Raw genomic sequence first — 21040 nt, 5'->3', positions numbered from 1 at the left:
TCTCCACGTGCCCGGCCCCGGTGCCGGGCAGGTCGCGGGGACCGTCAGAGCAGCTCGGCGTCGAGCGTGATCAGGGTGCCCGTCAGGGCCTTGCTGACCGGGCAGTTGGCCTTGGCCGTCTCGGCGGCCTCCGCGAACTGCTCGGCCGAGATGCCGGGAACGCGGCCCTTCACCGTGAGCACGATGCCCGTGATGCCCTCACCCGGCTGGAACGTCACGTCGGCGCTGGTCTCCAGCGACTCCGGCGGGGTGCCCGCGCCTGCCAGCCCGTGCGAGAGCGCCATCGAGAAGCAGGAGGAGTGGGCGGCCGCGATGAGCTCCTCCGGGGACGTCTTGCCGCCGGCCTCCTGGGACCTGGACGGCCAGGAGACCTCGAACGTGCCCACGCCAGAGGTGTCGAGCGATACGGTGCCCGAACCGTTGATCAGGTTGCCCTTCCACTGGGTGGTGGCGGTGCGAGTGGTGGCCATGACGTGCTCCCTCCGTATTGGTCCTCCGACCTTATCGCGAGCCGGCAAAGTCCCCGCCTCCGGTCATCCGGCTCTACTTTTCCGGCGAATAATGACATGCTCGGGTCGCGGCGCACCCGCCGCCTTGGTCCGGATTACACGGGAGTGTGGGGCCAGTGGAGGCACCGTACGACGACCGCCTGCTGCACCAGCGGGTGGTCGGCGGTGACGAGTCCGCGCTGGGCGAGGTCTACGATCGGCTCTCCTCGCTGATCTTCGGGCTCGCGCTGCGGGTCACCAGGGACCGGGTGATCGCCGAGGACATCACTCAGGAGGTGTTCCTGGTCTTGTGGGAGCGGCCCCTGTCCTACGACCCGGAACGCGGCACGTTACGCGCCTGGCTCGCGACGATCGCGCACCGCCGCGCGGTCGACCACGTGCGCGCCGAGGAGCGGCGGCGGGTGTCGGCGCTCGGACCCAGGCTGTTCGAGCGCGAACCTGACAGACTGGAGGACACGGTCCTGGCCTCGGACGAGGCCAAAAGGGTGCGGCAGGCGGTGACCTCGCTGCCCGAGGGCCTCCGGGAGGCGGTGGAGCTCGCCTACTTCGGCGGCAGGACCTATCGGCAGGTGAGCGAGGAGCTGGGCGTGCCCGAGGGCACGGCCAAGTCGCGCATCCGGCTGGCGCTGAGACGCCTGGCGGACGCGCTTGCGGAGGAAGAGGTGTAATGGATCCCCTCGAGCGCCTCTATCTGGACGCGATGATGGAGGACCCGGAGGTGCCGGCCCGCTCGCTGCGGCCCCAGCTCCTGGCCGGGGCCAGGGCCCGGCGCAGGCCCGCGGCGCCCACCGCGGCCTGGGCGGAGCCGTACGCGGGCCGGGTGGCCGCGATGGACGCGCTGCTGACCTCGGCCGTGGACGACGACTGGTCGCGCGTGATCGTCGAGGGCTGGACCCTTCAGGAGCTCGTCGCCCATCTGGCCGCCAAGGACAGCCTGCTGGCCGCCTCCGTCGGCGCTCCCGTGCTGGGGCCGCCCATGGGCGCGACCGACTCGCTGGGGCGTACGAGCGACGTGCAGGCGTACGAGCGCACCCGCAGCCCCGAACAGACGAGAAGGGACTGGCGGGCCCAGGCCGACGCCCTCTGCCGCCACCTGGCCGACCTGCCGCCCACGACCCCGGCCACCCTCGACGGCATGGAGGTCCCGGTGCGCGACCACCTCCTGGCGCGGTGCCTGGAGACCTGGATCCACACGGCCGACGCCGCCCGGACCGCCCGGCTGCGCCTGCCCGACCCCATCGCCGAGCACATCCACCCGACCGCCGACCTGTGCGCCCGCCTGCTGCCCTGGACGATGCTCCTGTCGGGCATGGACGGCTCCGGCCGCACCCTCCACCTCACGCTGACGGGCGCGGGCGGGGGCGAGTGGCAGGTGCCGCTGGGCGTGGAGGACGTTCAGCCCGGCACGCCGGACGCCCACATCACGGCGGACGTGGTCGCGTTCTGCTTCCTGCTGGGCGGCAGGGGGGAGCCCGCCGAGTTCCCGGCCGAGCTGGCCGGCGACCTGCCGCTGGCCAGGGACGTCCTGACCGCGGCCCCGGCGCTCTCCGGCCCCTGACCGGCAATGCTGTCCATTCTGGGGGAATTGGGCGGGGAATGCCCTGCGATATACCGCGAGGTCCTTTAAGTGACCGCAAAACCATCGTTTAATGACCCCGCCGGGCTTTGACAGGTTATTTGTGTTCACGGAGTTAGGGGAGAATATTCGCATGGGTACGTCTGCCCCTGTCTGAGTGCCTGCGGAGATAGTGGGCGCTGGATTTCGGGCCGATCTACCCATGAACGGAAACGAATGCACGTGAACACTGAAAGTCGGCAATCGCGGACGCCACGCCATGGGCGGGCCGCGACACTAACTCTGGCCGGCGCCATCGTCGGCTCCCTGCTCCTTCCCACGGGTCTGGCGGCCGCGGCGAGCGCGGTGCCCAGCAGCGCCGCCGGCGTCGGGGTCATCTCGAACGAGAAGCCGCCGCTCTGTGGCAAGCACTGCGGTCGTCGCGGATGGGGAGGATGCTGGCGCCCCTGGTGTGGCCCGTGGGGCTGGGGCGGCTGGCGCGGTCACCACCGCCACCACGACGATGACGAGATCATCCGCATCCGCACTCCGCGTCCTCACCACCACCGTCCGGTGCAGCACACGCAGCCGACGGTGCAGACGCCTCCCGTCAAGGAGGAGCCGGTCAAGCCGCCGGTCAAGGACGACGACGACAAGTACGAGGGTCCCGACGAGACGGGCCACGACGAGACGGGCCAGGACGACAGCTGGTGGCCCAACGGGGACGACTGGCGCGACATCTTCGGCGGCGGCGAGAATTGATCGGTGAGCTGAAACGGCTCCCGTTTTCGGAGAAACGGTAGATGACAAATGCCGTGGCCGGCGAAACGGCCACGGCATTTGCCGTATGAGAGGAGGGTCCTCGTGATGGACGACGTGACGGGACTGGCGGGGCTTCTGTACGAGTTCGGGTTGCTCAAGCGCTACAAGCGGACCGGGTGGCTGGTGGCGGGCGTACGGGATCCGGAGAGCATCGCCGAGCACTCGTTCCGCGCGGCCGTCATAGCCGGCGTGATCGCGAGGCTTGAGGGCGCGAATCCGGAACGGGCCGCGTTCATGAGCCTCTTCCACGACACCCAGGAGACCCGCATCACCGACATCCCGTACATCGGCAAGCGCTACCTCAAGGCGGCCTCCAACGAGGACGTCACCGCCGACCAGATGCGCGGCCTGCCCGCGGAGGTGGCGGACATGGTGAGCGACGCGGTGGGGGAGTACGAGGAGAAGACCAGCCTCGAAGCCGTCTGCGCCCGGGACGCGGACAAGCTCGAATGCCTCATCCAGGCGGTCGAATACCGGGAGCAGGGGCACCAGAACGTCCAGGGCTGGATCGACAGCTCCCTGGACGCCCTGACGACCCCGACCGGGAAACGGCTGGCCGAGGAGGCCCTGCGCACCGGCACCCTGGAATGGGTGACGCGCGTGCTCAACGGCGACTGAGCGCTCCCCGGCCCGGGCGGCGGGTGCGGGTCAGCCGGTGACGGGCTGGGTGACGAGGTCGCGTTCGTACTCGTCGTCGCTCTCCGCCAGCACGCGCTCCACCCCCTGCGAAGCCCGCTCGTCGCCCCGCGTCAGCAGCCCGCGGGTGGCCTCGGCCACCGTGCGGAGGTCTGCGTCGGCGAGGCGGGCGGCCAGGGCCTCACGGATGCGGGGCGTGTCCTCCGACAGCCCGGCGAGCCCGGCGGTGGCCCAGTCGCGGACCTCCGTGTCCTCGTCCTCCGTCATCGCGATCAGCAGGGCCAGCCCCTCCTCGTGGCCCGGCGGCAGCACGTCGGCCAGCGCGATCGCGTCCGTCATCGTGCGCTTGTGTCCGGGACGCCCGATGATGTCCAGCACGTGCGGCAGCGCCCGGGGGTCTCCCTGGTGCCCCAGCGCGGCCAGGACCGACCGCAGCACCTGCGGGTTGCCCTCCGTGGTGACCATCTTCTGCAGCAGCGACAGCGTCGAGTCGAGGTAGGGCTTCTCCCCCTCCGCGAACCCGAACTGGGCGATCGCGTCGACCCCGAACTCCCGCTCCCTGGCGTCCTCGCTCCCGCACAGCCGGACCAGCGCCTCGTACGTCTCGTCGTCGGCCCGCTTGCCCAGCGAGTCGGCCACGATCCACCAGGTCTCGGCGTCCTCGTCGATGTCGCGGTGCGCGACGGCCCGCGCGACGAGCTGCTCCACCGGCGTGTACGTGCCCGTCGCGTCCTCCAGCAGGGTCGCGACGGCCGCGTGGCCGCGCTGCGCCTGCACCTGCTCGCTCTCCGAGCCGTCGGCCGCGCGTCCGGCCACCGTGACCAGCTCGGTGCCGTCCTTGGCGTACTGGCGGGCCACGACGTACTCCCAGCCCTCCTTCTCGATCTGGTCGAGCAGCGCGCTCTCCAGGTGCACGCCCACCCAGGAGGCGGCGATCTCGAGCGGCGTGTCGCCGTCGCCGTCGTACTTCTCGGCATCGGCGCCCGCCTCCAGCAGCACCTGCACCACGCCCAGCGCGCCGCGCCTGGCGGCCAGCGTGAGCGGGGTGTCGCCGGACTCGTTGGCCGCGTCGACCTCCGCGCCCGCCTCGATCAGCGCCCTGGCGGTGGCGGCGTGGCCGTTGGAGGCGGCCCAGTGCAGCGCCGTCCAGCCGCCCTCCTCCCGGCCGTTCACGTCGGCGCCGGCCGTCAGGAGCGCGCCGGCCACCTCCACGCGGTCCCAGGCGGCGGCCGCGCACAGCGGCAGCCCCTCCTCACCTGGGCTGTTGGGGTCGGCGCCGCCGGCGAGCAGCTTGCCCACGGTCTCGGTCTCGCCGTTCAACGCCGCGCGGTAGAGCTGTTCCTCATGCATGACAGGGACCCTAGCCTGGTCCGGCCGCGCCCCGGACCAAGCCAGAGCCCGTGTCATCGCTTGGTACGCGCCAAAGCGGCGTCCAGGTTCAAACACCTACAAGGGATGACATGTTTTCCTTCTGCGGGAGGAGTCGCATTCCCGGCAAGACGCGATATGTTGCGAGTATGAGTGATCCCGGTGGGCTCCGCGCCTCGGACGCCGAGCGCGAGGCCGTCGTCGAGCAGCTCCGCGTCGCCTCGGTCGAGGGCAGGCTGACGCTCGCCGAGCTGACCGACCGCACGGAGGCCGCCTACACCGCGACCACGCACGCCGAGCTGGCCCTGCTCACCCAGGACCTGCCTGCAGGGGCCACGCCCGCGCCGGCGCCCGCCCCGATGCCCTCGGGCCGGAAGCGGCGGTGGTTCGTGGGCGTCATGGGCGACTCCAAGCGGCGCGGGACCTGGCGGATCGACCAGGAGCTCGGCGCGGTCGCCGTCATGGGCGACGTGCTCCTCGACCTGCGCGAGGCCGAGGTGCGCACGGACATGGTGGACATCATGGCCGTCTCCGTGATGGGCGACGTCAAGATCATCGTCCCCGACGGCGTCAACGTGGACCTCGACGGCATGGCCGTCATGGGCGACAAGCGCGTGGACGTCCTGCAGGCGGCCCCCGGCATGAACGTCCCGGTGGTGCGCGTGCGCGCGTACGCGGTGATGGGGGACGTCAAGGTGATCGGCGACTCGCAGGCGCAGCCGGTGCAGCGCGGGTTCGCGGCCTGGCGGGAGCACTGGCGGCGGCTGCACGGCGAGGACTGGCGGGCGCTCGGCCGGCAGATGCGCCACGATGCCCGCGAGCTGGGCCGGCAGATGCGCGAGGACGGCCGCCGCGACCGGTGGGGCCACTGAGGCCGGCTCAGCCGACCAGGGAGGACACCGGCTGCCGCTGGGCCGCCTCGTAACGCTCCAGGAGCACGTCCACCAGCTCCGGCGCCGGGCCGAGCACGTCCGACACGACCGCGGCCCCGGCCTCCAGGCTCGTCTGCCGTACCTTGTCGGCGAAGTAGCCGGGGGCCAGCAGGTACGGCGCGACGGCGACCTTCGGCGCGCCCGCCCGCCTGAGCGCGGCCACGGCCTCGGCGGGCGACGGATCGGCGGCCGAGGCGTAGGCGGGCGACACCGTCCACCAGCCGGAACGCCGCCACGCCCGCGCCTGCCTCGCGATCACCGCGTTGGCCCTGGCGTCGCTCGAACCCGCCGAGACCAGCACCACCGCGGTCTCCGGGTCACCGGCGCGCACGCCCGCCTCGGCCAGACGCCGCTCCAGCGCCGCCAGCAGCAGCGGGTGCGGCCCCAGCGTGGTGCCGTAGTGCACGCGCAGGCGCGGCTCGCGCGCCCGGACCTCGTTCAGCGCCGCCGGCAGGTCCACCCGGCTGTGGTAGGCCTCGGTGAGCAGCAGCGGCAGCACAACGGCCTCCTGGAGACCGCTCAGCGCCTGCCCGAGTGCCGGGGTGCAGTGGTCGAGGTAGGCCACCCGTACGGGCACCTCAGGGCGCGCCAGGCGCACCCGGTCGAGCAGCGCGGCCACGGTGGCGGCGGCACGCGGATCTCGCGACCCGTGCGCCACCGCCACCAGTGGCACGCGGCCGGGGGCCGTCCCGCCTGCCAACGGGACGGATCCCCTGCTGGGGATCACAGGTGAATGCCGCATTCGACCTTCCCCAGGCCCGCCCAGCGTCCGCTGCGCGGATCCTCTCCCTCCGCGACCTGCCGCGTGCACGGCGCGCAGCCGATCGAGGGGTAGTTGTCGTAGTGCAACGGGTTGATCAGCACCCCGTTGTCGGCGATGTAGTTGTCGACGTCCTCCTGGGTCCAGGCCGCGATCGGGTTGACCTTGACCATCTGCCGCTTGGTGTCCCACTCGACGACCTTGGAGCCGGCGCGGCTGGGGGACTCGTCGCGGCGGATGCCGGAGATCCACGCCAGGTACGGCTCCAGCGCCCGGTTGAGCGGCTCGACCTTGCGCAGGAAGCAGCACAGGTCGGGGTTGCGCCCGAACAGGCGCGGGCCGAGGTCGCGATCCTGCTCCTCGACCGTCCGCGACGGCTTGATGTCGATCACGTTGACGTCATAGACCTGGCGCACCGCGTCACGCGTGCCGATCGTCTCGGCGAAGTGGTAGCCGGTGTCGATGAACAGCACGTCGACGCCGGGCTTGACCCTGCTCACCAGGTCGATCAGGAGGGCGTCGCTCATCGAGGAGGTCAGGCACAGCCGGTCGCCGAACGTCGCCGCCGCCCAGCGGATGATCTCGCGGGCGGGGGCGCCCTCCAGGAACGTCGCGGCGGACTCCACGATGTCCTGCAGGTCAAGGGTGCCGCGCTGCTGTTTCAGGCCGACCTCGATGTCCACGAGCGTCATATCTTCACTCCGATCCCGAGAAACTTGAGCTTGAAGGCGCGAGCGCAGGCGCGGCAGTACCAGCCGCCGTCCCCTTCATAGGGTTCGAGGTCCTCGTCGCCGCAGTACGGGCAGTGGAACGGGACCGCTCGCTCGCTCATTTGAGGTCCGCCTCGTCGGCCCGCTGCACCCAGTCGGCGAACGACTCGCCTTCCTTCTTCTGGGCGTCGTAGTGCTTGACGACGCGCTCCACGTAGTCGGGCAGCGCCTTGGCGGTGGTCTTGAGGCCGCGGACCTTGCGCCCGAAGCCGGCGTTGACGCCGAGGGAGCCGCCCAGGTGGATCTGGAAGCCCTCGACCTGGTCGCCGTTCTCGTCCACCACGAGCTGGCCCTTGAGGCCGATGTCGGCGACCTGGATGCGGGCGCAGGAGTTGGGGCAGCCGTTGACGTTGATCGTCAGCGGCTCGTCGAACGCCGGCAGCCGCCGCTCCAGCTCGTCGATCAGGTCGGCGGCCGTGGCCTTGGTCTCGACGATGGCCAGCTTGCAGTACTCGATGCCGGTGCAGGCCATCGTCTGGCGGCGGAACGTGGACGGCCTGACCCGCAGGTCGTTGGCCTCCAGCTCGGCCACGATCGAGTCGACCTGGTCGGGCGCGACGTCGAGGACGACCATCTTCTGCTCGACGGTCGTGCGGACCCGGCCGGAGCCGTGCCGCTCGGCGATGTCGGCGATCAGGTGCAGCTTGTCGCCGTCGAGCCGGCCCACCTTGGGCGCGAAGCCGACGTAGAAGTTGCCGTCCTTCTGCGGGAAGACGCCCACGTGGTCGCGGCGGCTGCCGCGCGGCTGCTCGGGGGCGGGCCCGTCGGGCAGCTGCTCCTTGAGGTACTCGGTCTCCAGGATCTCCCGGAACTTCTCCGTCCCCCAGTCGTTGACCAGGAACTTGATGCGGGCGCGGTGCCGCAGCCGCCGGTAGCCGTAGTCGCGGAAGATCCCGACCACGCCCTCGAAGACGTCGCTCACCTGCTCCGGCCGGACGAACACGCCGATCCGCTTGCCCAGCATCGGGTTGGTCGACAGGCCGCCGCCCACCCACAGGTCGTAGCCGATCTCACCCTGCTCGTTGACCACGCCGACGAACGCCACGTCGTTGATCTCGTGCACCGTGCAGTGCGCCGGGCAGCCGCTCAGCGCCGACTTGAACTTGCGGGGCAGGTTGGAGTACGCCGGGTTGCCCACGACCCGCTCCTGCACCTCGCTGATCTGCTCGGTCGCGTCGAGCACCTCGTCGGCGTCGATCCCGGCCAGCGGACAGCCCAGGATCACGCGCGGGGTGTCACCGCACGCCTCGGTGGTGGACAGGCCCACGGCCTCCAGGCGCTCCCAGATGTCCGGCACCGACTCGATCTCGATCCAGTGGAGCTGGATGTTCTGGCGGTCGGTCAGGTCGGCGGTGCCGCGGCCGTACTCGTTGGAGATGTCCGCGATCGTGCGCAGCTGGGCGAGGTCGAGCTGGCCGCCGTCGATGCGCACCCGCAGCATGAAGTAGCGGTCGTCGAGCTCCTCCGGCTCCAGGATGGCGGTCTTGCCGCCGTCGATGCCGGGCTTGCGCTGGGTGTAGAGGCCGTACCAGCGCATGCGGCCACGCAGGTCGGCCGGGTCGATCGAGTCGAAGCCCCGCTTGGAGTAGATGTCGATGATGCGCTGGCGGACGTTGAGACCGTCGTCGTTCTTCTTGTTCTCTTCGTTCTTGTTGAGCGGCTCACGGTAACCGAGAGCCCACTGGCCTTCGCCGCGCGGGCGTTTGTGATGCCGGCTGGCAGGAGTGCGGCTGGCAGGGGTGCTCATTGCGCGTCCTTCGGTTCATGGGCGCGCGCAGGGTTCCTCCTGCCTCGTCGTCGAGGGCAGGGGTGGAGAGGAGGTGTGCGACGCGCTCAGCGGTAAAAAGGATGGGGTTACAGGCGGGCGTCGCAACAGATGGCACTGCGGACACGCTGAAGGTCGACGTGGCGTCGACCGACGAGCATGGGGTCCGCTGGCATACCTAGAAGATACTCTGGCCGTCCCGTTTGTCCAAGACAGGGTCCAGAGTGTGGGACTGTCCAGCTCGCTCAGCCCTGGCTCTTCCAGCTGAGGTCAGGCTCGTGGGGCTGCTCCTGGACCTGGTGCTGGCAGTCGCACCAGGAGCCGCCGCGGCAGTCCTCGTGTCGTTTGTCCTTGCAGCTCTCGCAGATCACATTGCGATTATTCTCCTAGAACGTTGTTCGGGTTAGGCTGGCGGGCGTGGATCTCATGGCCGAGCTGCTCGACGACCTGCGTGCCGAGAGCGCGTCCCTCGAAGCCCTGCTCGATCCTCTGGGGGACGCGGACTGGGAGCGGCCGACGCCCGCCGAGGGATGGGCGATCCGCGACCAGGTGAGCCATCTGGCCTGGTTCGACGACGCCGCCGTGCGCGCGGCCACCGACCCCGGCGGCTTCCAGGCGTCGCTCGCGGGCTTCACGTCCGTGGACGACCTCGCCCGCGAGTCGCGCGGGATGCCGCCGGCCGAGCTGCGCGCGTGGTTCCGCGCGGCCCGCTCCCGCAGCCTGGAGGTGTTCGCGACGCTGGACGCGCGCGATCGGGTGCCGTGGTTCGGCCCCGCCATGTCGGCCGCCTCCTTCGTGACCGCGCGACTGATGGAGACGTGGGCGCACGGCCAGGACGTGGCCGACGCGCTCGGGGTCACCAGGGAGCCGACGGCCCGGCTGCGCCACGTGGCCACGATGGGCTTCCGCGCCCGGCCCTACAGCTTCGCCGTACGCGGCCTGCCGGTGCCCGAGGAGACCGTACGCGCCGAGCTGGCCATGCCGGACGGCACCACGTGGACGGCGGGGCCCGAGGGAGCCGACGGCCTCGTCCGCGGCACCGTCCTCGACTTCTGCCTGGCCGTCACCCAGCGCGTCCACCTGTCCGACACCGCGCTGGAGCTGACCGGCGAGCCCGCGCGGGCCTGGATGGAGATCGCGCAGGCGTTCGCCGGGCCCCCTGGCAAGGGGCGGGCGCCCAGGTCAGGGTGAAGTCAGGGTCTTGCCGGATGACGCGGGCGGCCCGGCCGATGACATCCTGCGAGTATGCGCACGATTCTGAACGTCATCTGGCTGATCTTCGCGGGACTCTGGCTGGCCGCCGGCTACGCGCTGGCCGGGATCATCTGCTGCATCCTGATCGTCACGATCCCGTTCGGCGTCGCGTCGTTCCGGATCGCGGCGTACGCGCTGTGGCCGTTCGGCAGGACCGTGGTACGCGACCCCGACGCGGGCGCGTTCTCCTTGATCGGCAACGTCATCTGGTGCGTGGTCGCCGGCGTATGGCTCGCCATCGGCCACGTCGTGACGTCGATCCCGCTGTTCCTGTCGATCATCGGCATCCCGATGGGCGTCGCGAACCTCAAACTCGTCCCCGTTTCCCTGCTTCCGCTGGGCGCACGCATCGTCGACAACGACTAGGGCAGTCTCCGGGACGTAAGCTGTCCCGAAGAGTCACTGCGAATACCGTTGGGTGCCATGACGTCCACCGATGCGCCTCCCCGGCCGAAGAGAGGGCTCGTCTCCAACGCCAGGGCCAGGCTGAGCTGGGTGCTCGACACGAAATCGTGGGCGATCGTCCGCGCGGCCACCAACGCCGGCGTCACCTACCGGGTCACCGGCCTGGCGGGCGAGGCGGCGTTCTTCGCGCTGCTGTCGCTGCCGCCGTTCGTGCTGGGCCTGATCGGCGTGCTGGCCAAGCTCGGCACGTGGCTGGGCTCCAGCGTGGTCGCCCAGGTCAAGGCGTGGGTGATCGAGCAGGCGGGGGTGCTGTTCACGGAAGAGGCCGTGAACAAGGTGATCAACCCGCTCCTTACCGACGTCCTCAGTGACGACGCGAGCAAGGTGTCTATCATCTCGGTCGGCTTCCTGCTGTCGCTCTGGTCCGGTTCCAGGGCTCTTTACGTGTACGTCGACCTCATTTCCGTGGCCTACGGACTCGGCGAGGAGCGCGGGATCATCCGCACCCGGCTGATGTCGTTCGGCCTCTACGTCGTCGGCCTGATCATCGGCATCATCGTCATGCCGATCCTGGTCATCGGCCCGACCCTGCTCAGGGACGCCCTGCCCGCCCAGTACGGCGTCCTCATCGACATCCTCTACTGGCCGGTCGTGATCATCGGCTCGGTCCTGTTCCTGACCGTGCTCTACCACGTCAGCGTGCCGGTGCGGACCAAGTGGTACCGGGAGCTGCCCGGCGCGATCCTGGCGCTCTTCCTGTGGATCGTGTGCGCGGCGGTGCTGCGGGCCGTGCTGGCCGCCTGGTTCTCGCCCGTCTCCGTCTACGGGTCGCTGGCCGCGCCCATCGCCGTGCTCCTCTGGCTCTACATCACCGCCCTGGCCGTGCTCATCGGGGCCATCCTGAACGCCGAGGTGGACCGGCTCTGGCCGGGCGTCAGCCGTACCAAATAGAGTCCTCCCGACATGGAGGCGCAGCGGAGAGTCGGGCCGTACATCCTCGTGCGCAAGCTGGGCGAAGGCGGCACCGGCGGAGTGGCGGAGGTCGTCTACCGGGTGATCGATCATGCGCCCGTGCTCGACGGGCTCGACGAGCGGATCAGGCCGCCGGTGGAGCGGGCGCTGGACAAGGACCCGGCCCGCCGCCGTGCTCGGCGCGGCCGTCACGCTCGCCGTGGAGCGCCCGTGGGAGTCGCCGGGCAACGACGCCGGGACCCCCGCCGCCCGCAGCACGATGAGCGTCCAGATCGACTTCCTGACCCGCCAGGGCGGCTCGGTGCGCCTGCGGTGGACGGTCATCGTGACGCGACGGATGGGCCCTGTGACATCCGCTATCGTCTAGGAGGAGACGCGACTGGCGCATTTGGTGGGATCGACCACCGGGGAGCGAAAGGAGCGGAGGCCGTGCGCCTGGGTCTTCGCAATTGTCAACGATGACAGGAGAATCATGAGTTCTCTCGCGAGCGTCGACCCGCAGATCGCCGAGCTCATCAAGGCGGAAGAGCGGCGCCAGGCCGACACCGTCAAGCTCATCGCGTCCGAAAACTACGTGTCCAAGGCCGTGCTCGAGGCCACCGGCACCGTCCTCACCAACAAATACTCCGAGGGCTACGCGGGCAAGCGCTACTACGAGGGCCAGCAGGTCATCGACCAGGTCGAGACCGTGGCCATCGAGCGGGCCAAGTCGCTGTTCGGCGTCAACCACGCCAACGTCCAGCCCTACTCCGGCTCGCCCGCCAACCTCGCCATCTACATGGCGTTCCTGCAGCCGGGCGACACCGTCATGGGCATGGGCCTGCCGTTCGGCGGCCACCTCACTCACGGCTGGTCCGTCTCCGCGACCGGCAAGTGGTTCAACCCGGTTCGCTACGGCGTGCGCAAGGACACCGGCCGCATCGACCTCGACGAGGTGCGCCAGCTCGCCCTCGAGCACCGGCCGAAGCTGATCTTCTGCGGCGGCACCGCGATCCCGCGCACCATCGACTTCGAGGGCTTCGCCGCGATCGCCCGCGAGGTCGGGGCCGTGCTGGCCGCCGACATCGCCCACATCGCGGGCCTGGTGGCGGGCGGCGCGCACCCGTCCCCGGTGGGCCACGCCGACGTGATCTCCACGACCACGCACAAGACGCTGCGCGGGCCGCGCGGCGCCATGCTGATGGCCACGTCCGACGAGCACGCCACGGCGCTCAACAAGGCCGTCTTCCCCGGCCTGCAGGGCGGCCCGCACAACCACACCACCGCCGCCATCGCCGTCGCGCTCCACGAGGCCGCCCAGCCGTCGTTCCGCGACTACGCCCACCAGGTCGTCGCCAACGCCAAGACCCTGGCCGACGAGCTCGCCTCGCGCGGGTTCGACCTGGTCTCCGGCGGCACCGACAACCACCTGATCCTGCTCGACCTCACGCCCAAGGGCATCGGCGGCAAGCCCGCCGCCCAGGCGCTCGACCGGGCGGGGCTGGAGACCAACTACAACACGGTCCCGTTCGACCCCCGCAAGCCGTTCGACCCGTCGGGCATCCGCATCGGCACCCCGTCCGTCACCTCCCGGGGCATGGGCGAGGCCGAGATGCGCCAGATCGGCGCCTGGATGGACGAGGTCGTCACGGCCCTGGCCAAGGGGGACGCGGAGGACGTCATCACCCGCGTGCACCACGAGGTCAGCGAGCTCACCGCCCAGTTCCCGGCCCCGGGCCTGTAAGCCATTCACGGCGTGGCGGGTGACCCATCCGCCACGCCGTCCCACCCCGGCCCGCGTAGCGCGCAGACGGCGAACGCCCCGCCGCACGGGCTCCCGGAGTGCGGCGGGGCGTTCGGTGCGGGCGGGGCGGGCCGGAGTGCCCCGCTCGCGGTCGGCCGACCGGCGGCCCGGGGGACGTGGGCCGGATCGACCGGGGAAGGCGTTCCAGGGGACGGGACCGAATCGCCCCCCGGAAGGCCTCAGCCCAGGAACAGGTAGTCGGCCCCGTACGGGACCCGGGCCTCGGCACCCGGCGTGCAGGCGCCGGACGGCGCGACGCCGCCGGTGGTGTTCAGGCGCAGGATCTGCGTGGCGTGCGCGAGCAGCCCGCTGTCCTTGCCCGCCTGGGTGGCGTCCAGCACCAGCTCGGGGATGTTGCCGTCGCCGTTGGGCGTCTTGGTGACGACCGCGCCGCGCACCGCGCTGCCGTCTGGAGCGATCCACTGCGGCGGTCCCGCGGCGGGCGTGACGAACGAGTGGTCGATCCCGCGCCGCAGCTTGGCCGAGACGCCCAGCTGGGTGAAGGCGTACCCGCCGTTCGGCTGCGCCGTGCAGGAGTAGATCTGCGCGCCGCGCAGCACCTCGGCGGTGAGCGCGCGCGGGTGGGTGAACGGCCGGTCGGACAGCTGGCCGCGCACGGCGCCGCCGTCGAAGTCGGAGGTGTGCAGGTTCGCGTAGTAGCGGTCGGGGTGGGCGGCGATGCGCTTGACGACGCCGGCGGCGACCGGGGCCTCGCCCGCGACGCCGGTCACGTTCTCCGGCAGGGCGCCCGCGAAGAGGTCCGCGACCACTGGACCGTTCCCGCCTGCCGAACCCTTGTGCAGATGGCCGTTGGTGACCGCGCCGAGGCCCGACCAGTAGGCCGTGTACGCGATGGACGAGCCGCCGGGACGCAGCCACCAGACGGCCTGACCGTCCTGGTCGCCGCGCTTCTTGCCGTCGTTCTCCGCCACCTCCTGCGCCCCGTCGGCGCGCGAGGAGAGCGTGGCCTGGTTGCTGCCCTGCAGCACGCCGTTGAGGTCGATCGGCTTGTTCAGCCGGTGGAACCGGCCGCGGACCGCCCCCTTGGGGTGCTTGGCGTCGTGCAGGTTGGCGTAGAAGCCGCCGGGGTCGTCGATGAGCGCCTTGACCAGCTCGTTGTCCGCCCTGACGGTGCCGGTGACGCCGAGCACGCCGGCGGGCAGCGGCTTGGTGAAGAACTCGAGCCGGACGTCCCCGTTGACGCCCTTCGCGCCCAGGTGGACGTGGCCGGCGGTGGGCGTGCCGATCTTGTTCCAGCGGGCCGCGAACGTGACCTCGTTCCCGCTGATCCTGATCACGACCGTCGAACGGCCGTCGGCGTCGCCCTTGACGCCCACCTCGTTGGCGCCGCGCAGGCCGGCGGCGAGATAGACGTCGTCACCGGAGGCGTTCGCCGGCGCGGCGGGGGAGGCGAGCAGGGCGGCGGCCAGCAGCGTGCCAGGAATCATGAACTTTCGGATGAACATAACTAAACCTCTTAAACGGTTTGATATTCCGGTTGGTACGGCAGGCAGTACGCGCCCGGCACCGGCAGAGGTTCAACCCGCGAATCCGTAATTTTGCACACAGGCCCGGAGGCATGAAAAAGCCCTCCCACCAGCGGCGGGAGGGCTTGGAGCGCCTGGCGGGTCAGGCGCTGATGGTGAGCAGCTTCTTGCCTGTCGAGGTGACCACCTCGAAATGGTCGATCTCCTTGATCGGCGTGGCGCTGCCGCCGTGCATGTAGAGCGGATCGGGCGAACCCGGCACTCCGTACCCGGCTGGAGGTACGGACCACCCGGTCATCACCCGGCGCTCACCCGACTTGCCGACCGAGACCAGCTCGCACTCGAGCGGCCCCTTCACCCCGGCCAGCTTGAGCGCGGCGTGCGTGCCCCACGCCTTCGACTCGACCACCAGCCCGCCGGTGACCCCGTCGACGCCCTTCCCCTCGATGGGCGTGCCGTCGGCGTAGAACTGCTCGGCCGGGCCCATGTGGTTGCCGTGGCCCTGGGCGATCTGGGGGACGTCGTCGGCGGAGAGCTGCGTGCCGATCGTCAGCCCGCCGGCCACCAGCGTGACCGCCGCCGCCATCCCGATCACGAACGTCCCCCTGCGGGTCTTCCTGTCGGTCCTCCTCTTGCGCTGGAGCAGATCGATCACCGGTTCGGGGGACGGCGCCCCGTAGTCCTCCACCGGGCCGATCCCGCTCAGCACGCTGGCCATGCCGGACAGATCGGACAGCTCGGCGCGACAGGGGGCGCAGCCCAGGAGATGGGCCTCGAAGGCGTGCCTGTCGTCCTCCTCCAGCAGACCGAGCGCGTACGCGCCCACGTCCGTGTGCTCGACTCTCGAAGTCACGCCGTCACCCCCCTCTCCTCAAGTGCGATCCGCAGCGCGCGAACGGCGTAGTAGACCCGGGACTTCACAGTGCCGACCGGGATGCCGAGCGCCTCGGCGGCGTCGTTGACCGACCGGTCACGCAAGATCGTCTCGTTGAGGATCTCGCGGTGGGCCGGCGACAACGCCTTCAGCGCCTCTGACACGACCACCTGGTGCAGCAGACCCTCCATCTCGTCGGGCACGGGCATCGTCTCCAGCGGCCCGTCACCCGACTCATGAGGGCGGGCGTCCCGGCGCCGCCGGTCATCGATCACGATACGTCTGGCGACCGTCGCCAGCCAGGGCATCAGCGAGACCGACTCGGGATCGAGCTGCTCCGCACTGCGCCAAGCCCGGATCATGGTCTCCTGCACCACGTCTTCCGCCCACTGCCGATCGCCCGCCGTCAACCTGATCACGAAGGCCAGCAGCGGCCTGTGATACTCCCGGTAGAGCGCGGACACTGCCGCCTCGTCATTTGGCACCCCGTCATCCGGCCGCACGCGGCGGATCCAGTGGCGAAAACGCGGCTTCCCCATGGGGGCGGCTCCCTCGGCCGAGGGCGGGGGATAAGTGCTGGTGTGCATCATTCCCCTTTCTCGGGTCCGTCGGCAGGTGGTACGGCCAGCCGCCCAGGCAGGGTTCAACAGATCGCCATACTTAATCCGATTGCATCCGTACGGGAGAGGTGCGTAGAGTCTGCGGCAACTGATCGAGGAGGTGAGGACTATGCGGGTCGTCCTGTTCCGTGTGCCCTTCGTCCACCTTCTCGGGCTGCGCTGAGCTGCCCGGTTTCCCTTCTCGATCAAAGGTTTCCTGCGTTGTCTCACGATCTTTCCCTGCTCGGCTGGACCGACTTCCGCGCCGCCGAGCTGCCCGCTGACACCGTCCCCGCCCGCGTGGCCCGCGTCGACCGCGGCGCCGCCGAGGTGATCGCGGCGGAGGGTCAGCTTCACGTCAAGTACGGCGCCCGCGTCCGCAGGGCGTCGGCCGCCGACCCGGTCGCGCTGCCGTGCGTGGGCGACTGGGTCTCGCTCAGGCTGCTCCCGGAGGGCCGCTACGAGCTCGACGAGGTCCTGCCGCGGACGACCGCGTTCATCAGGGGCGGCGTGAGCCGCGACTCGGTGGGCGGCCTGTCCGGCGACGGCCAGGGCCAGGTGCTCGCCGCGAACGTCGACGTCGTCTTCGTGGCCGAGCCGTCCATGCACTCCACGGACTTCGCCGACCTCAGCCGCATCGAGCGCCTCGTCGCGCTGGCCTGGGAGTCCGGCGGCACGCCCGTGGTGCTCATCACCAAGTCCGACCTGTTCGAGGACGGTCTCGACCAGTTGCTCGCCGACGTCCGGGTGGCCGCGCCCGGGGTGGACGTGCACGCGGTCTCGTCCCTGCACGGCGACGGGGTGTCGCTGGTCGCCGGCTACCTGGAGGGATCCCGTACGGCCGTGATCCTCGGCCCGTCGGGAGCCGGCAAGTCCACCCTGGTCAACGCGCTGGCCGGGGAGCACGTCATGGAGACCCAGCAGGTGCGCGCCGCCGACGGGCGGGGCCGCCACACCACCGTGCACCGGGAGCTCATCCCGCTGTCCGGGGGTGGGCTGGTCATCGACACGCCCGGGATCAGGCGGATCGGCCTCTACGACATCGCCGACGGCGTCGACCTGGTCTTCTCCGACATCGAGGCGCTGGCCGGACGATGCCGCTTCGGCGACTGCGGGCACTCCGGCGAGCCGGGCTGCGCGGTGCTGGCCGCCCTGGAGACCGGGGAGCTGCCGGAGCGGCGGCTTGAGAGCTGGCGCAAGCTGCAGCGGGAGGCGGCCTGGATGGCCTCCAGGACCGACGCCCGCCTGCGCAAGGAGCAGCAGAACAAGTGGAAGCTCATCACCAAGGAGATGCGCCGCTCGGGCCGCAACCGGCCCTAGAGGCCCGCCGCCGCAGGTGAGGCGAGGAGCGCGTCTGAGCGGGTAGGGCACTGGTCATGGAGCTCTTCGCAGACCGTGCCCAGGCCGGGGAGCTGCTGGCCGAGCGCTTGGAGGACGTGCGCGACCCCGTCGTGCTCGCCCTGCCCCGCGGCGGCGTGGCGGTGGCCCTGCCGATCGCGCGCAGGCTCGGCGCCCCCCTCGACGTCCTCGTGACGCGGAAGATCGGCTATCCGCCCACCCCGGAGCTGGGGGTGGGCGCGATAGCCGAGGGCGGCGAGCCCGTCTTCGACCGCACGCTGCTGCGCCGCCTCGGCATGACGCCCGAGTCGGTGGCGGACGTGGTCGACAAGGAACGGCATGAGCTGGCGCGCAGGGTGCTCGCCTACCGCGGCGACCGCCCGCTGCCCTCGCTGGAGGGGCGGGAGGTGATCGTGGTGGACGACGGCCTGGCCACCGGCGGCACGGCGCGGGCCGCGCTCAGGGCGGTCCGCACGGCCAAGCCCGCCAGGGTGACGCTGGCCGTGCCGGTCGGGGCCCGCGAGACCGTCGGCTCGCTGCGGCAGGAGGCCGACGAGGTGGTGGTCCTGCGGACGCCGATCGACTTCAGGGCGGTCGGCCAGTGGTACGAGCACTTCGAGCAGCTCTCCGACGCCGACGTGCTCGAACTGCTCGACCGGGCGCGGCGATGAGGGCGTACGCGCTCCGGAGGTCAGGCGGCGAGCACGGCCCAGACGAGCTTGCGGGCGCCGCCGGGCGACAGCCAGCCCCAGGCGGTGCAGAGGGCGTCGATCAGCCGCAGCCCCCGCCCGAACTCGGAGAACACGTCAGGGGCCGTCGCCACCGGCACGGTCCGGCTGTGGTCGGTCACCACGCACGCCAGCTCCGGCCCGTGCGACAGCAGCCGGAGCTGCGCCGCCCCGCCGCCGTGCCGCATCGCGTTGGTCACCAGCTCCGAGACCACCAGCTGAGCGTCGAAGGCGAGCCCCAGCACCCCCCACGTGGTCAGCGTCTGATCGACGAACCGCCGTGCCGTCGCCACGCAGGCCGGCTCGAGCGCGACCCGCTGGTGGAAGGGGAACACCGCGTCGCACTCCCAGGCATGCCCCTCGACCAGAATGGAAGAAAGCCATCCTGGTGGCCGAGAACCGATGGCGGCTTGCGGCCGAGCGTCGAAAGTCGTCATTCTGGCCCCCGAAGCGCGGTCTGGTGATCCAATGCCCATCTTTACGGGGAGTGCTTACCGATGCAAGACTTTTCGTCGTTTACGGATGCGGATCGCATCTGCACGTGCAGATGATCTAGGAGCGGCAGGGTGAGCGCAGAGAGCGCGGAAGGGAAGCTTCTCAACCATTCGCCGGGAAGCCCGACGGTGCTGCGGATCCTGCTCGGCACTCAGCTGCGCAGGCTCCGCACGGAGAAGGGTATCTCGCGCGAGGACGCCGGGTACTCGATTCGCGCATCTCACGCCAAGATCAGCCGGCTGGAGCTCGGCCAGGTCAGCTTCAAGCAGCGGGACGTGGCCGACCTGCTGACGCTGTACGGCGTCACCGACCCCGCCGAGCGTGAGCCGCTGCTCGCCCTGGCCAAGCAGGCCAACGCCCCCGGCTGGTGGCACAAGTACGGCGACGTGCTGCCGCCCTGGTTCGAGGTCTACATCGGTCTCGAAGGCGCGGCCTCCAGCATCCGTACGTACGAGAACCAGTTCGTGCCCGGCCTCCTCCAGACCCCCGACTACGCCAGGGCCGTGATCGAACTGGCCCACGAGAAGGCTCCGCGGGCCGAGCTCGACCGGCGCGTGACGGTGCGCACCACGCGGCAGGGGCGGCTGGAGAGCGGGCTGACGGTCTGGGCGGTGATCGACGAGGCCGTCGTGCGCCGTACGATCGGCAGCCCCGAGATCATGCGCGCGCAGCTCACCCATCTCCTCGACCTCACGGCCGAGCGCAACATCACCGTGCAGATCATGCCGTTCGACCGCGGCGGCCACGCGGCGGCCGGGGGCCCGTTCAGCATCCTGCGCTTCCCCGAGCCGGAGCTGCCCGACGTGGTCTACATGGAGCAGCTCACCAGCGCCCTCTACCTGGACAAACCCGCCGACTCCGACCACTACATGGAGGTCATGGACCGGCTCAGCATCCAGGCCGAGGAACCCAAGGAGACCAGGCGCTTCCTGGAAGGCCTGCTTTCCCGATGAGCTGCTGATATCCCTGTGACCGACCCCATATCGGGTTTTTTGGTCGTCCGCTATATGGAGGCCGACGCGTTACCGTATTGTCTCCTCGCAAACGCGGATGCACGTGCATCCGTAAGATCGCGAGGAGCTGCCCCCATGCATGAGTTCCGGAACGGAACGCCCGCCGGCCGCCTTCCTGTCGTCTGGCGCAAGAGCAAGCGGAGCAACCCCAACGGCAACTGCGTCGAGGTCGCGAACCTGCCCACGGGGGAGATAGCCATGCGCAACTCACGTTTTCCCGAAGGTCCCGCGCTGGTCTACACCCAGGCGGAGATCACCGCGTTCGTCCTGGGGGCCAAGGACGGCGAGTTCGACGACCTGATCGTCTGAGGTTTAGGGGAGCGCGCGCCGCTCAGGACCGCGGCGCGCTGTACCAGCGCCACTTCACCGGGCGCTCACGGCCGGGGAGGTCGGCGCGCCCGGTGACCCACAGCAGGGTCGTCCACGGATCCGTGTCGCGCGGGGCGTCGGGGAACAGCCGCGCCAGCACCCGGGCGCACATCCCGGCCGGCGGCGCCCACCCGAGCCCGAGCCCCTCGGCCAGGTCGTGGGTGTGGACGAGCGTCTCCACGATGCCCATCGCCGCCGAGCCCTCGGGGTCGGCCGCGCCGAAGCCGTGGTGGGCGCGGACCTCCGGCGGCGTGGTGCGCACCATCGAGGACAACATCGCGCCGCACGACTCCAGCACCTGCAGCAGCCCGACGGGACCGGCCTTGGGGTCGGCGTGGATGGTGTTGGCGGGGCCTTCCGGCCTGCGACTTTCCAGGATGAAGGGGACGTAGGTGTCCAGCGGCGGCATCCTGAGCCCGAGCTGGGCGGCATAGGCGAACAGGTCGTCGGCCAGGTGCTCGACCGTCTCCCAGCAGGTCCACTCCAGCGTGCCGGCCCTGCGCTCCCACGCGGTCTCGGGCGCCTCGCGGAGGGTAGCGACGGCCAGCCGGACGGCCTCGTCGAGGTCGCCGGCGGTCACGGGGGAGGGCTGGGATCCTGTCATGC

Annotated in this window: 26 protein-coding genes; 14 read left to right on the top strand and 12 right to left on the bottom strand. The window is 70.7% G+C overall.

From position 1 onward, the window contains the following. Positions 1-44: 44 nt before the first annotated feature. Positions 45-470, bottom strand: coding sequence for an OsmC family protein (locus ACFKCF_RS02575; RefSeq protein WP_394490180.1), 426 nt, complete (start codon positions 468-470; stop codon positions 45-47). Positions 471-625: 155 nt separating this feature from the next. Here ACFKCF_RS02575 and ACFKCF_RS02570 point away from each other — a divergent pair, with 155 nt between their 5' ends. The 4 genes from ACFKCF_RS02570 (at position 626) to ACFKCF_RS02555 (ending at position 3504) form a co-directional block, all read left to right on the top strand. Beyond that, entirely contained in the window at positions 626-1177 is a 552-nt protein-coding gene (locus ACFKCF_RS02570; RefSeq protein ID WP_394490178.1) for a sigma-70 family RNA polymerase sigma factor, read from the top strand. Next, positions 1177-2067, top strand: coding sequence for a maleylpyruvate isomerase family mycothiol-dependent enzyme (locus ACFKCF_RS02565; RefSeq protein ID WP_394490176.1), 891 nt, complete (start codon positions 1177-1179; stop codon positions 2065-2067). Before ACFKCF_RS02570 ends, ACFKCF_RS02565 begins: the two co-directional genes overlap by 1 nt. A 570-nt stretch (positions 2068-2637) precedes the next feature. Then, positions 2638-2826, top strand: a complete 189-nt coding sequence (locus tag ACFKCF_RS02560) for a hypothetical protein (RefSeq protein WP_394490174.1) — start codon at positions 2638-2640, stop codon at positions 2824-2826. A 105-nt stretch (positions 2827-2931) separates the two neighbouring features. Next, complete coding sequence (locus tag ACFKCF_RS02555; RefSeq protein WP_394490741.1) at positions 2932-3504, top strand: HD family hydrolase; 573 nt, start codon at positions 2932-2934, stop codon at positions 3502-3504. Positions 3505-3534: 30 nt separating this feature from the next. Here ACFKCF_RS02555 and ACFKCF_RS02550 read toward each other — a convergent pair whose 3' ends face one another. Further along, the gene (locus ACFKCF_RS02550; RefSeq protein WP_394490172.1) at positions 3535-4872 is read right to left on the bottom strand and encodes an ankyrin repeat domain-containing protein; all 1338 of its coding nucleotides are present in this window, start codon (positions 4870-4872) and stop codon (positions 3535-3537) included. Positions 4873-5039: 167 nt separating this feature from the next. On the opposite strand from ACFKCF_RS02550, the gene ACFKCF_RS02545 reads away from it, so the two are divergent. Further along, on the top strand, positions 5040-5762 hold the full coding sequence (locus ACFKCF_RS02545) for a DUF1707 domain-containing protein (protein ID WP_394490170.1): 723 nt from the start codon (positions 5040-5042) through the stop codon (positions 5760-5762). Between the two features lie 7 nt (positions 5763-5769). Here ACFKCF_RS02545 and ACFKCF_RS02540 read toward each other — a convergent pair whose 3' ends face one another. The 5 genes from ACFKCF_RS02540 to ACFKCF_RS02520 all read right to left on the bottom strand — a co-directional run bounded on the left by ACFKCF_RS02540 (position 5770) and on the right by ACFKCF_RS02520 (position 9293). Next, positions 5770-6564 carry a sirohydrochlorin chelatase gene (locus tag ACFKCF_RS02540; protein WP_394490168.1) on the bottom strand — a complete coding sequence of 265 codons (795 nt, stop codon included), beginning with the start codon at positions 6562-6564 and terminating at the stop codon, positions 5770-5772. Then, a complete protein-coding gene (locus tag ACFKCF_RS02535) occupies positions 6546-7274 on the bottom strand; it encodes a phosphoadenylyl-sulfate reductase (RefSeq protein ID WP_394490166.1) in 729 nt (242 codons plus the stop codon). The genes ACFKCF_RS02540 and ACFKCF_RS02535 overlap by 19 nt, the downstream gene beginning before the upstream one ends. After that, positions 7271-7414, bottom strand: coding sequence for an Insertion element protein (locus ACFKCF_RS02530; protein WP_185077756.1), 144 nt, complete (start codon positions 7412-7414; stop codon positions 7271-7273). The genes ACFKCF_RS02535 and ACFKCF_RS02530 overlap by 4 nt, the downstream gene beginning before the upstream one ends. After that, the gene (locus tag ACFKCF_RS02525; protein WP_394490164.1) at positions 7411-9099 is read right to left on the bottom strand and encodes a nitrite/sulfite reductase; all 1689 of its coding nucleotides are present in this window, start codon (positions 9097-9099) and stop codon (positions 7411-7413) included. The genes ACFKCF_RS02530 and ACFKCF_RS02525 overlap by 4 nt, the downstream gene beginning before the upstream one ends. Positions 9100-9206: 107 nt before the next feature. Beyond that, entirely contained in the window at positions 9207-9293 is an 87-nt protein-coding gene (locus ACFKCF_RS02520) for a putative leader peptide (RefSeq protein WP_350723228.1), read from the bottom strand. 250 nt (positions 9294-9543) lie between these two features. On the opposite strand from ACFKCF_RS02520, the gene ACFKCF_RS02515 reads away from it, so the two are divergent. The 5 genes from ACFKCF_RS02515 to glyA all read left to right on the top strand — a co-directional run bounded on the left by ACFKCF_RS02515 (position 9544) and on the right by glyA (position 13471). After that, complete coding sequence (locus ACFKCF_RS02515) at positions 9544-10308, top strand: TIGR03084 family metal-binding protein (RefSeq protein WP_394490739.1); 765 nt, start codon at positions 9544-9546, stop codon at positions 10306-10308. A gap of 54 nt (positions 10309-10362) precedes the next feature. Further along, entirely contained in the window at positions 10363-10737 is a 375-nt protein-coding gene (locus ACFKCF_RS02510) for a YccF domain-containing protein (protein WP_394490162.1), read from the top strand. A gap of 57 nt (positions 10738-10794) precedes the next feature. Further along, positions 10795-11727 (top strand): YihY/virulence factor BrkB family protein, encoded by a 933-nt coding sequence (locus ACFKCF_RS02505; RefSeq protein ID WP_221520089.1) that lies wholly within the window; start codon positions 10795-10797, stop codon positions 11725-11727. A 112-nt stretch (positions 11728-11839) separates the two neighbouring features. Continuing rightward, positions 11840-12115, top strand: a complete 276-nt coding sequence (locus ACFKCF_RS02500) for a hypothetical protein (protein WP_394490160.1) — start codon at positions 11840-11842, stop codon at positions 12113-12115. A gap of 105 nt (positions 12116-12220) precedes the next feature. Next, positions 12221-13471, top strand: coding sequence for a serine hydroxymethyltransferase (gene glyA, locus ACFKCF_RS02495; RefSeq protein WP_394490158.1), 1251 nt, complete (start codon positions 12221-12223; stop codon positions 13469-13471). A 239-nt stretch (positions 13472-13710) separates the two neighbouring features. Here the strand turns inward: glyA and ACFKCF_RS02490 are convergent, their stop codons facing one another. The 3 genes from ACFKCF_RS02490 to ACFKCF_RS02480 form a co-directional block, all read right to left on the bottom strand. Then, complete coding sequence (locus ACFKCF_RS02490; RefSeq protein ID WP_394490156.1) at positions 13711-14997, bottom strand: CHRD domain-containing protein; 1287 nt, start codon at positions 14995-14997, stop codon at positions 13711-13713. A gap of 163 nt (positions 14998-15160) precedes the next feature. Then, positions 15161-15871: an anti-sigma factor family protein gene (locus ACFKCF_RS02485; RefSeq protein WP_394490154.1), complete on the bottom strand. Its 711-nt coding sequence runs from the start codon at positions 15869-15871 to the stop codon at positions 15161-15163. Further along, positions 15868-16356 (bottom strand): sigma-70 family RNA polymerase sigma factor, encoded by a 489-nt coding sequence (locus tag ACFKCF_RS02480; RefSeq protein ID WP_394490737.1) that lies wholly within the window; start codon positions 16354-16356, stop codon positions 15868-15870. Before ACFKCF_RS02480 ends, ACFKCF_RS02485 begins: the two co-directional genes overlap by 4 nt. Before the next feature lie 357 nt (positions 16357-16713). On the opposite strand from ACFKCF_RS02480, the gene rsgA reads away from it, so the two are divergent. Further along, positions 16714-17811 (top strand): ribosome small subunit-dependent GTPase A, encoded by a 1098-nt coding sequence (gene rsgA, locus ACFKCF_RS02475; RefSeq protein ID WP_394490152.1) that lies wholly within the window; start codon positions 16714-16716, stop codon positions 17809-17811. 56 nt (positions 17812-17867) lie between these two features. After that, positions 17868-18500 (top strand): phosphoribosyltransferase, encoded by a 633-nt coding sequence (locus ACFKCF_RS02470; RefSeq protein ID WP_394490150.1) that lies wholly within the window; start codon positions 17868-17870, stop codon positions 18498-18500. Positions 18501-18520: 20 nt separating this feature from the next. Here ACFKCF_RS02470 and ACFKCF_RS02465 read toward each other — a convergent pair whose 3' ends face one another. Then, positions 18521-18892, bottom strand: a complete 372-nt coding sequence (locus ACFKCF_RS02465; protein WP_394490148.1) for an ATP-binding protein — start codon at positions 18890-18892, stop codon at positions 18521-18523. Between the two features lie 231 nt (positions 18893-19123). Between ACFKCF_RS02465 and ACFKCF_RS02460 the strand changes: the two genes are divergently transcribed. Together ACFKCF_RS02460 and ACFKCF_RS02455 are read left to right on the top strand one after the other, a co-directional pair. Further along, the gene (locus ACFKCF_RS02460; protein ID WP_394490147.1) at positions 19124-20005 is read left to right on the top strand and encodes a helix-turn-helix domain-containing protein; all 882 of its coding nucleotides are present in this window, start codon (positions 19124-19126) and stop codon (positions 20003-20005) included. A 135-nt stretch (positions 20006-20140) separates the two neighbouring features. Continuing rightward, positions 20141-20374: a DUF397 domain-containing protein gene (locus ACFKCF_RS02455; RefSeq protein ID WP_127935054.1), complete on the top strand. Its 234-nt coding sequence runs from the start codon at positions 20141-20143 to the stop codon at positions 20372-20374. Between the two features lie 22 nt (positions 20375-20396). On the opposite strand, the gene ACFKCF_RS02450 is transcribed toward ACFKCF_RS02455, so the two are convergent. Continuing rightward, complete coding sequence (locus ACFKCF_RS02450; RefSeq protein WP_394490145.1) at positions 20397-21038, bottom strand: hypothetical protein; 642 nt, start codon at positions 21036-21038, stop codon at positions 20397-20399. Between the last annotated feature and the right edge of the window lie 2 nt (positions 21039-21040).

The organism is Nonomuraea sp. JJY05, assembly GCF_043496855.1.
GTDB lineage: Bacteria > Actinomycetota > Actinomycetes > Streptosporangiales > Streptosporangiaceae > Nonomuraea.
Note: the sequence above shows the minus strand (reverse complement) of the source record. Positions and strands in the feature narration are given on the sequence as shown.

What these genes read in the sequence shown, in the direction of transcription:
- ACFKCF_RS02540 (WP_394490168.1), bottom strand. Translation starts at nt 6,564, where the DNA reads ATGCGGCATTCACCTGTGATCCCCAGCAGGGGATCCGTCCCGTTGGCA.
- ACFKCF_RS02505 (WP_221520089.1), top strand. Translation starts at nt 10,795, where the DNA reads ATGACGTCCACCGATGCGCCTCCCCGGCCGAAGAGAGGGCTCGTCTCC.
- ACFKCF_RS02575 (WP_394490180.1), bottom strand. Translation starts at nt 470, where the DNA reads ATGGCCACCACTCGCACCGCCACCACCCAGTGGAAGGGCAACCTGATC.
- ACFKCF_RS02515 (WP_394490739.1), top strand. Translation starts at nt 9,544, where the DNA reads ATGGCCGAGCTGCTCGACGACCTGCGTGCCGAGAGCGCGTCCCTCGAA.
- ACFKCF_RS02545 (WP_394490170.1), top strand. Translation starts at nt 5,040, where the DNA reads ATGAGTGATCCCGGTGGGCTCCGCGCCTCGGACGCCGAGCGCGAGGCC.
- ACFKCF_RS02535 (WP_394490166.1), bottom strand. Translation starts at nt 7,274, where the DNA reads ATGACGCTCGTGGACATCGAGGTCGGCCTGAAACAGCAGCGCGGCACC.
- ACFKCF_RS02510 (WP_394490162.1), top strand. Translation starts at nt 10,363, where the DNA reads ATGCGCACGATTCTGAACGTCATCTGGCTGATCTTCGCGGGACTCTGG.
- ACFKCF_RS02550 (WP_394490172.1), bottom strand. Translation starts at nt 4,872, where the DNA reads ATGCATGAGGAACAGCTCTACCGCGCGGCGTTGAACGGCGAGACCGAG.
- glyA (WP_394490158.1), top strand. Translation starts at nt 12,221, where the DNA reads ATGAGTTCTCTCGCGAGCGTCGACCCGCAGATCGCCGAGCTCATCAAG.
- ACFKCF_RS02455 (WP_127935054.1), top strand. Translation starts at nt 20,141, where the DNA reads ATGCATGAGTTCCGGAACGGAACGCCCGCCGGCCGCCTTCCTGTCGTC.
- ACFKCF_RS02555 (WP_394490741.1), top strand. Translation starts at nt 2,932, where the DNA reads ATGGACGACGTGACGGGACTGGCGGGGCTTCTGTACGAGTTCGGGTTG.
- ACFKCF_RS02500 (WP_394490160.1), top strand. Translation starts at nt 11,840, where the DNA reads ATGCGCCCGTGCTCGACGGGCTCGACGAGCGGATCAGGCCGCCGGTGG.
- ACFKCF_RS02450 (WP_394490145.1), bottom strand. Translation starts at nt 21,038, where the DNA reads ATGACAGGATCCCAGCCCTCCCCCGTGACCGCCGGCGACCTCGACGAG.
- ACFKCF_RS02490 (WP_394490156.1), bottom strand. Translation starts at nt 14,997, where the DNA reads ATGTTCATCCGAAAGTTCATGATTCCTGGCACGCTGCTGGCCGCCGCC.
- ACFKCF_RS02565 (WP_394490176.1), top strand. Translation starts at nt 1,177, where the DNA reads ATGGATCCCCTCGAGCGCCTCTATCTGGACGCGATGATGGAGGACCCG.
- ACFKCF_RS02530 (WP_185077756.1), bottom strand. Translation starts at nt 7,414, where the DNA reads ATGAGCGAGCGAGCGGTCCCGTTCCACTGCCCGTACTGCGGCGACGAG.
- ACFKCF_RS02525 (WP_394490164.1), bottom strand. Translation starts at nt 9,099, where the DNA reads ATGAGCACCCCTGCCAGCCGCACTCCTGCCAGCCGGCATCACAAACGC.
- ACFKCF_RS02470 (WP_394490150.1), top strand. Translation starts at nt 17,868, where the DNA reads ATGGAGCTCTTCGCAGACCGTGCCCAGGCCGGGGAGCTGCTGGCCGAG.
- ACFKCF_RS02520 (WP_350723228.1), bottom strand. Translation starts at nt 9,293, where the DNA reads ATGCCAGCGGACCCCATGCTCGTCGGTCGACGCCACGTCGACCTTCAG.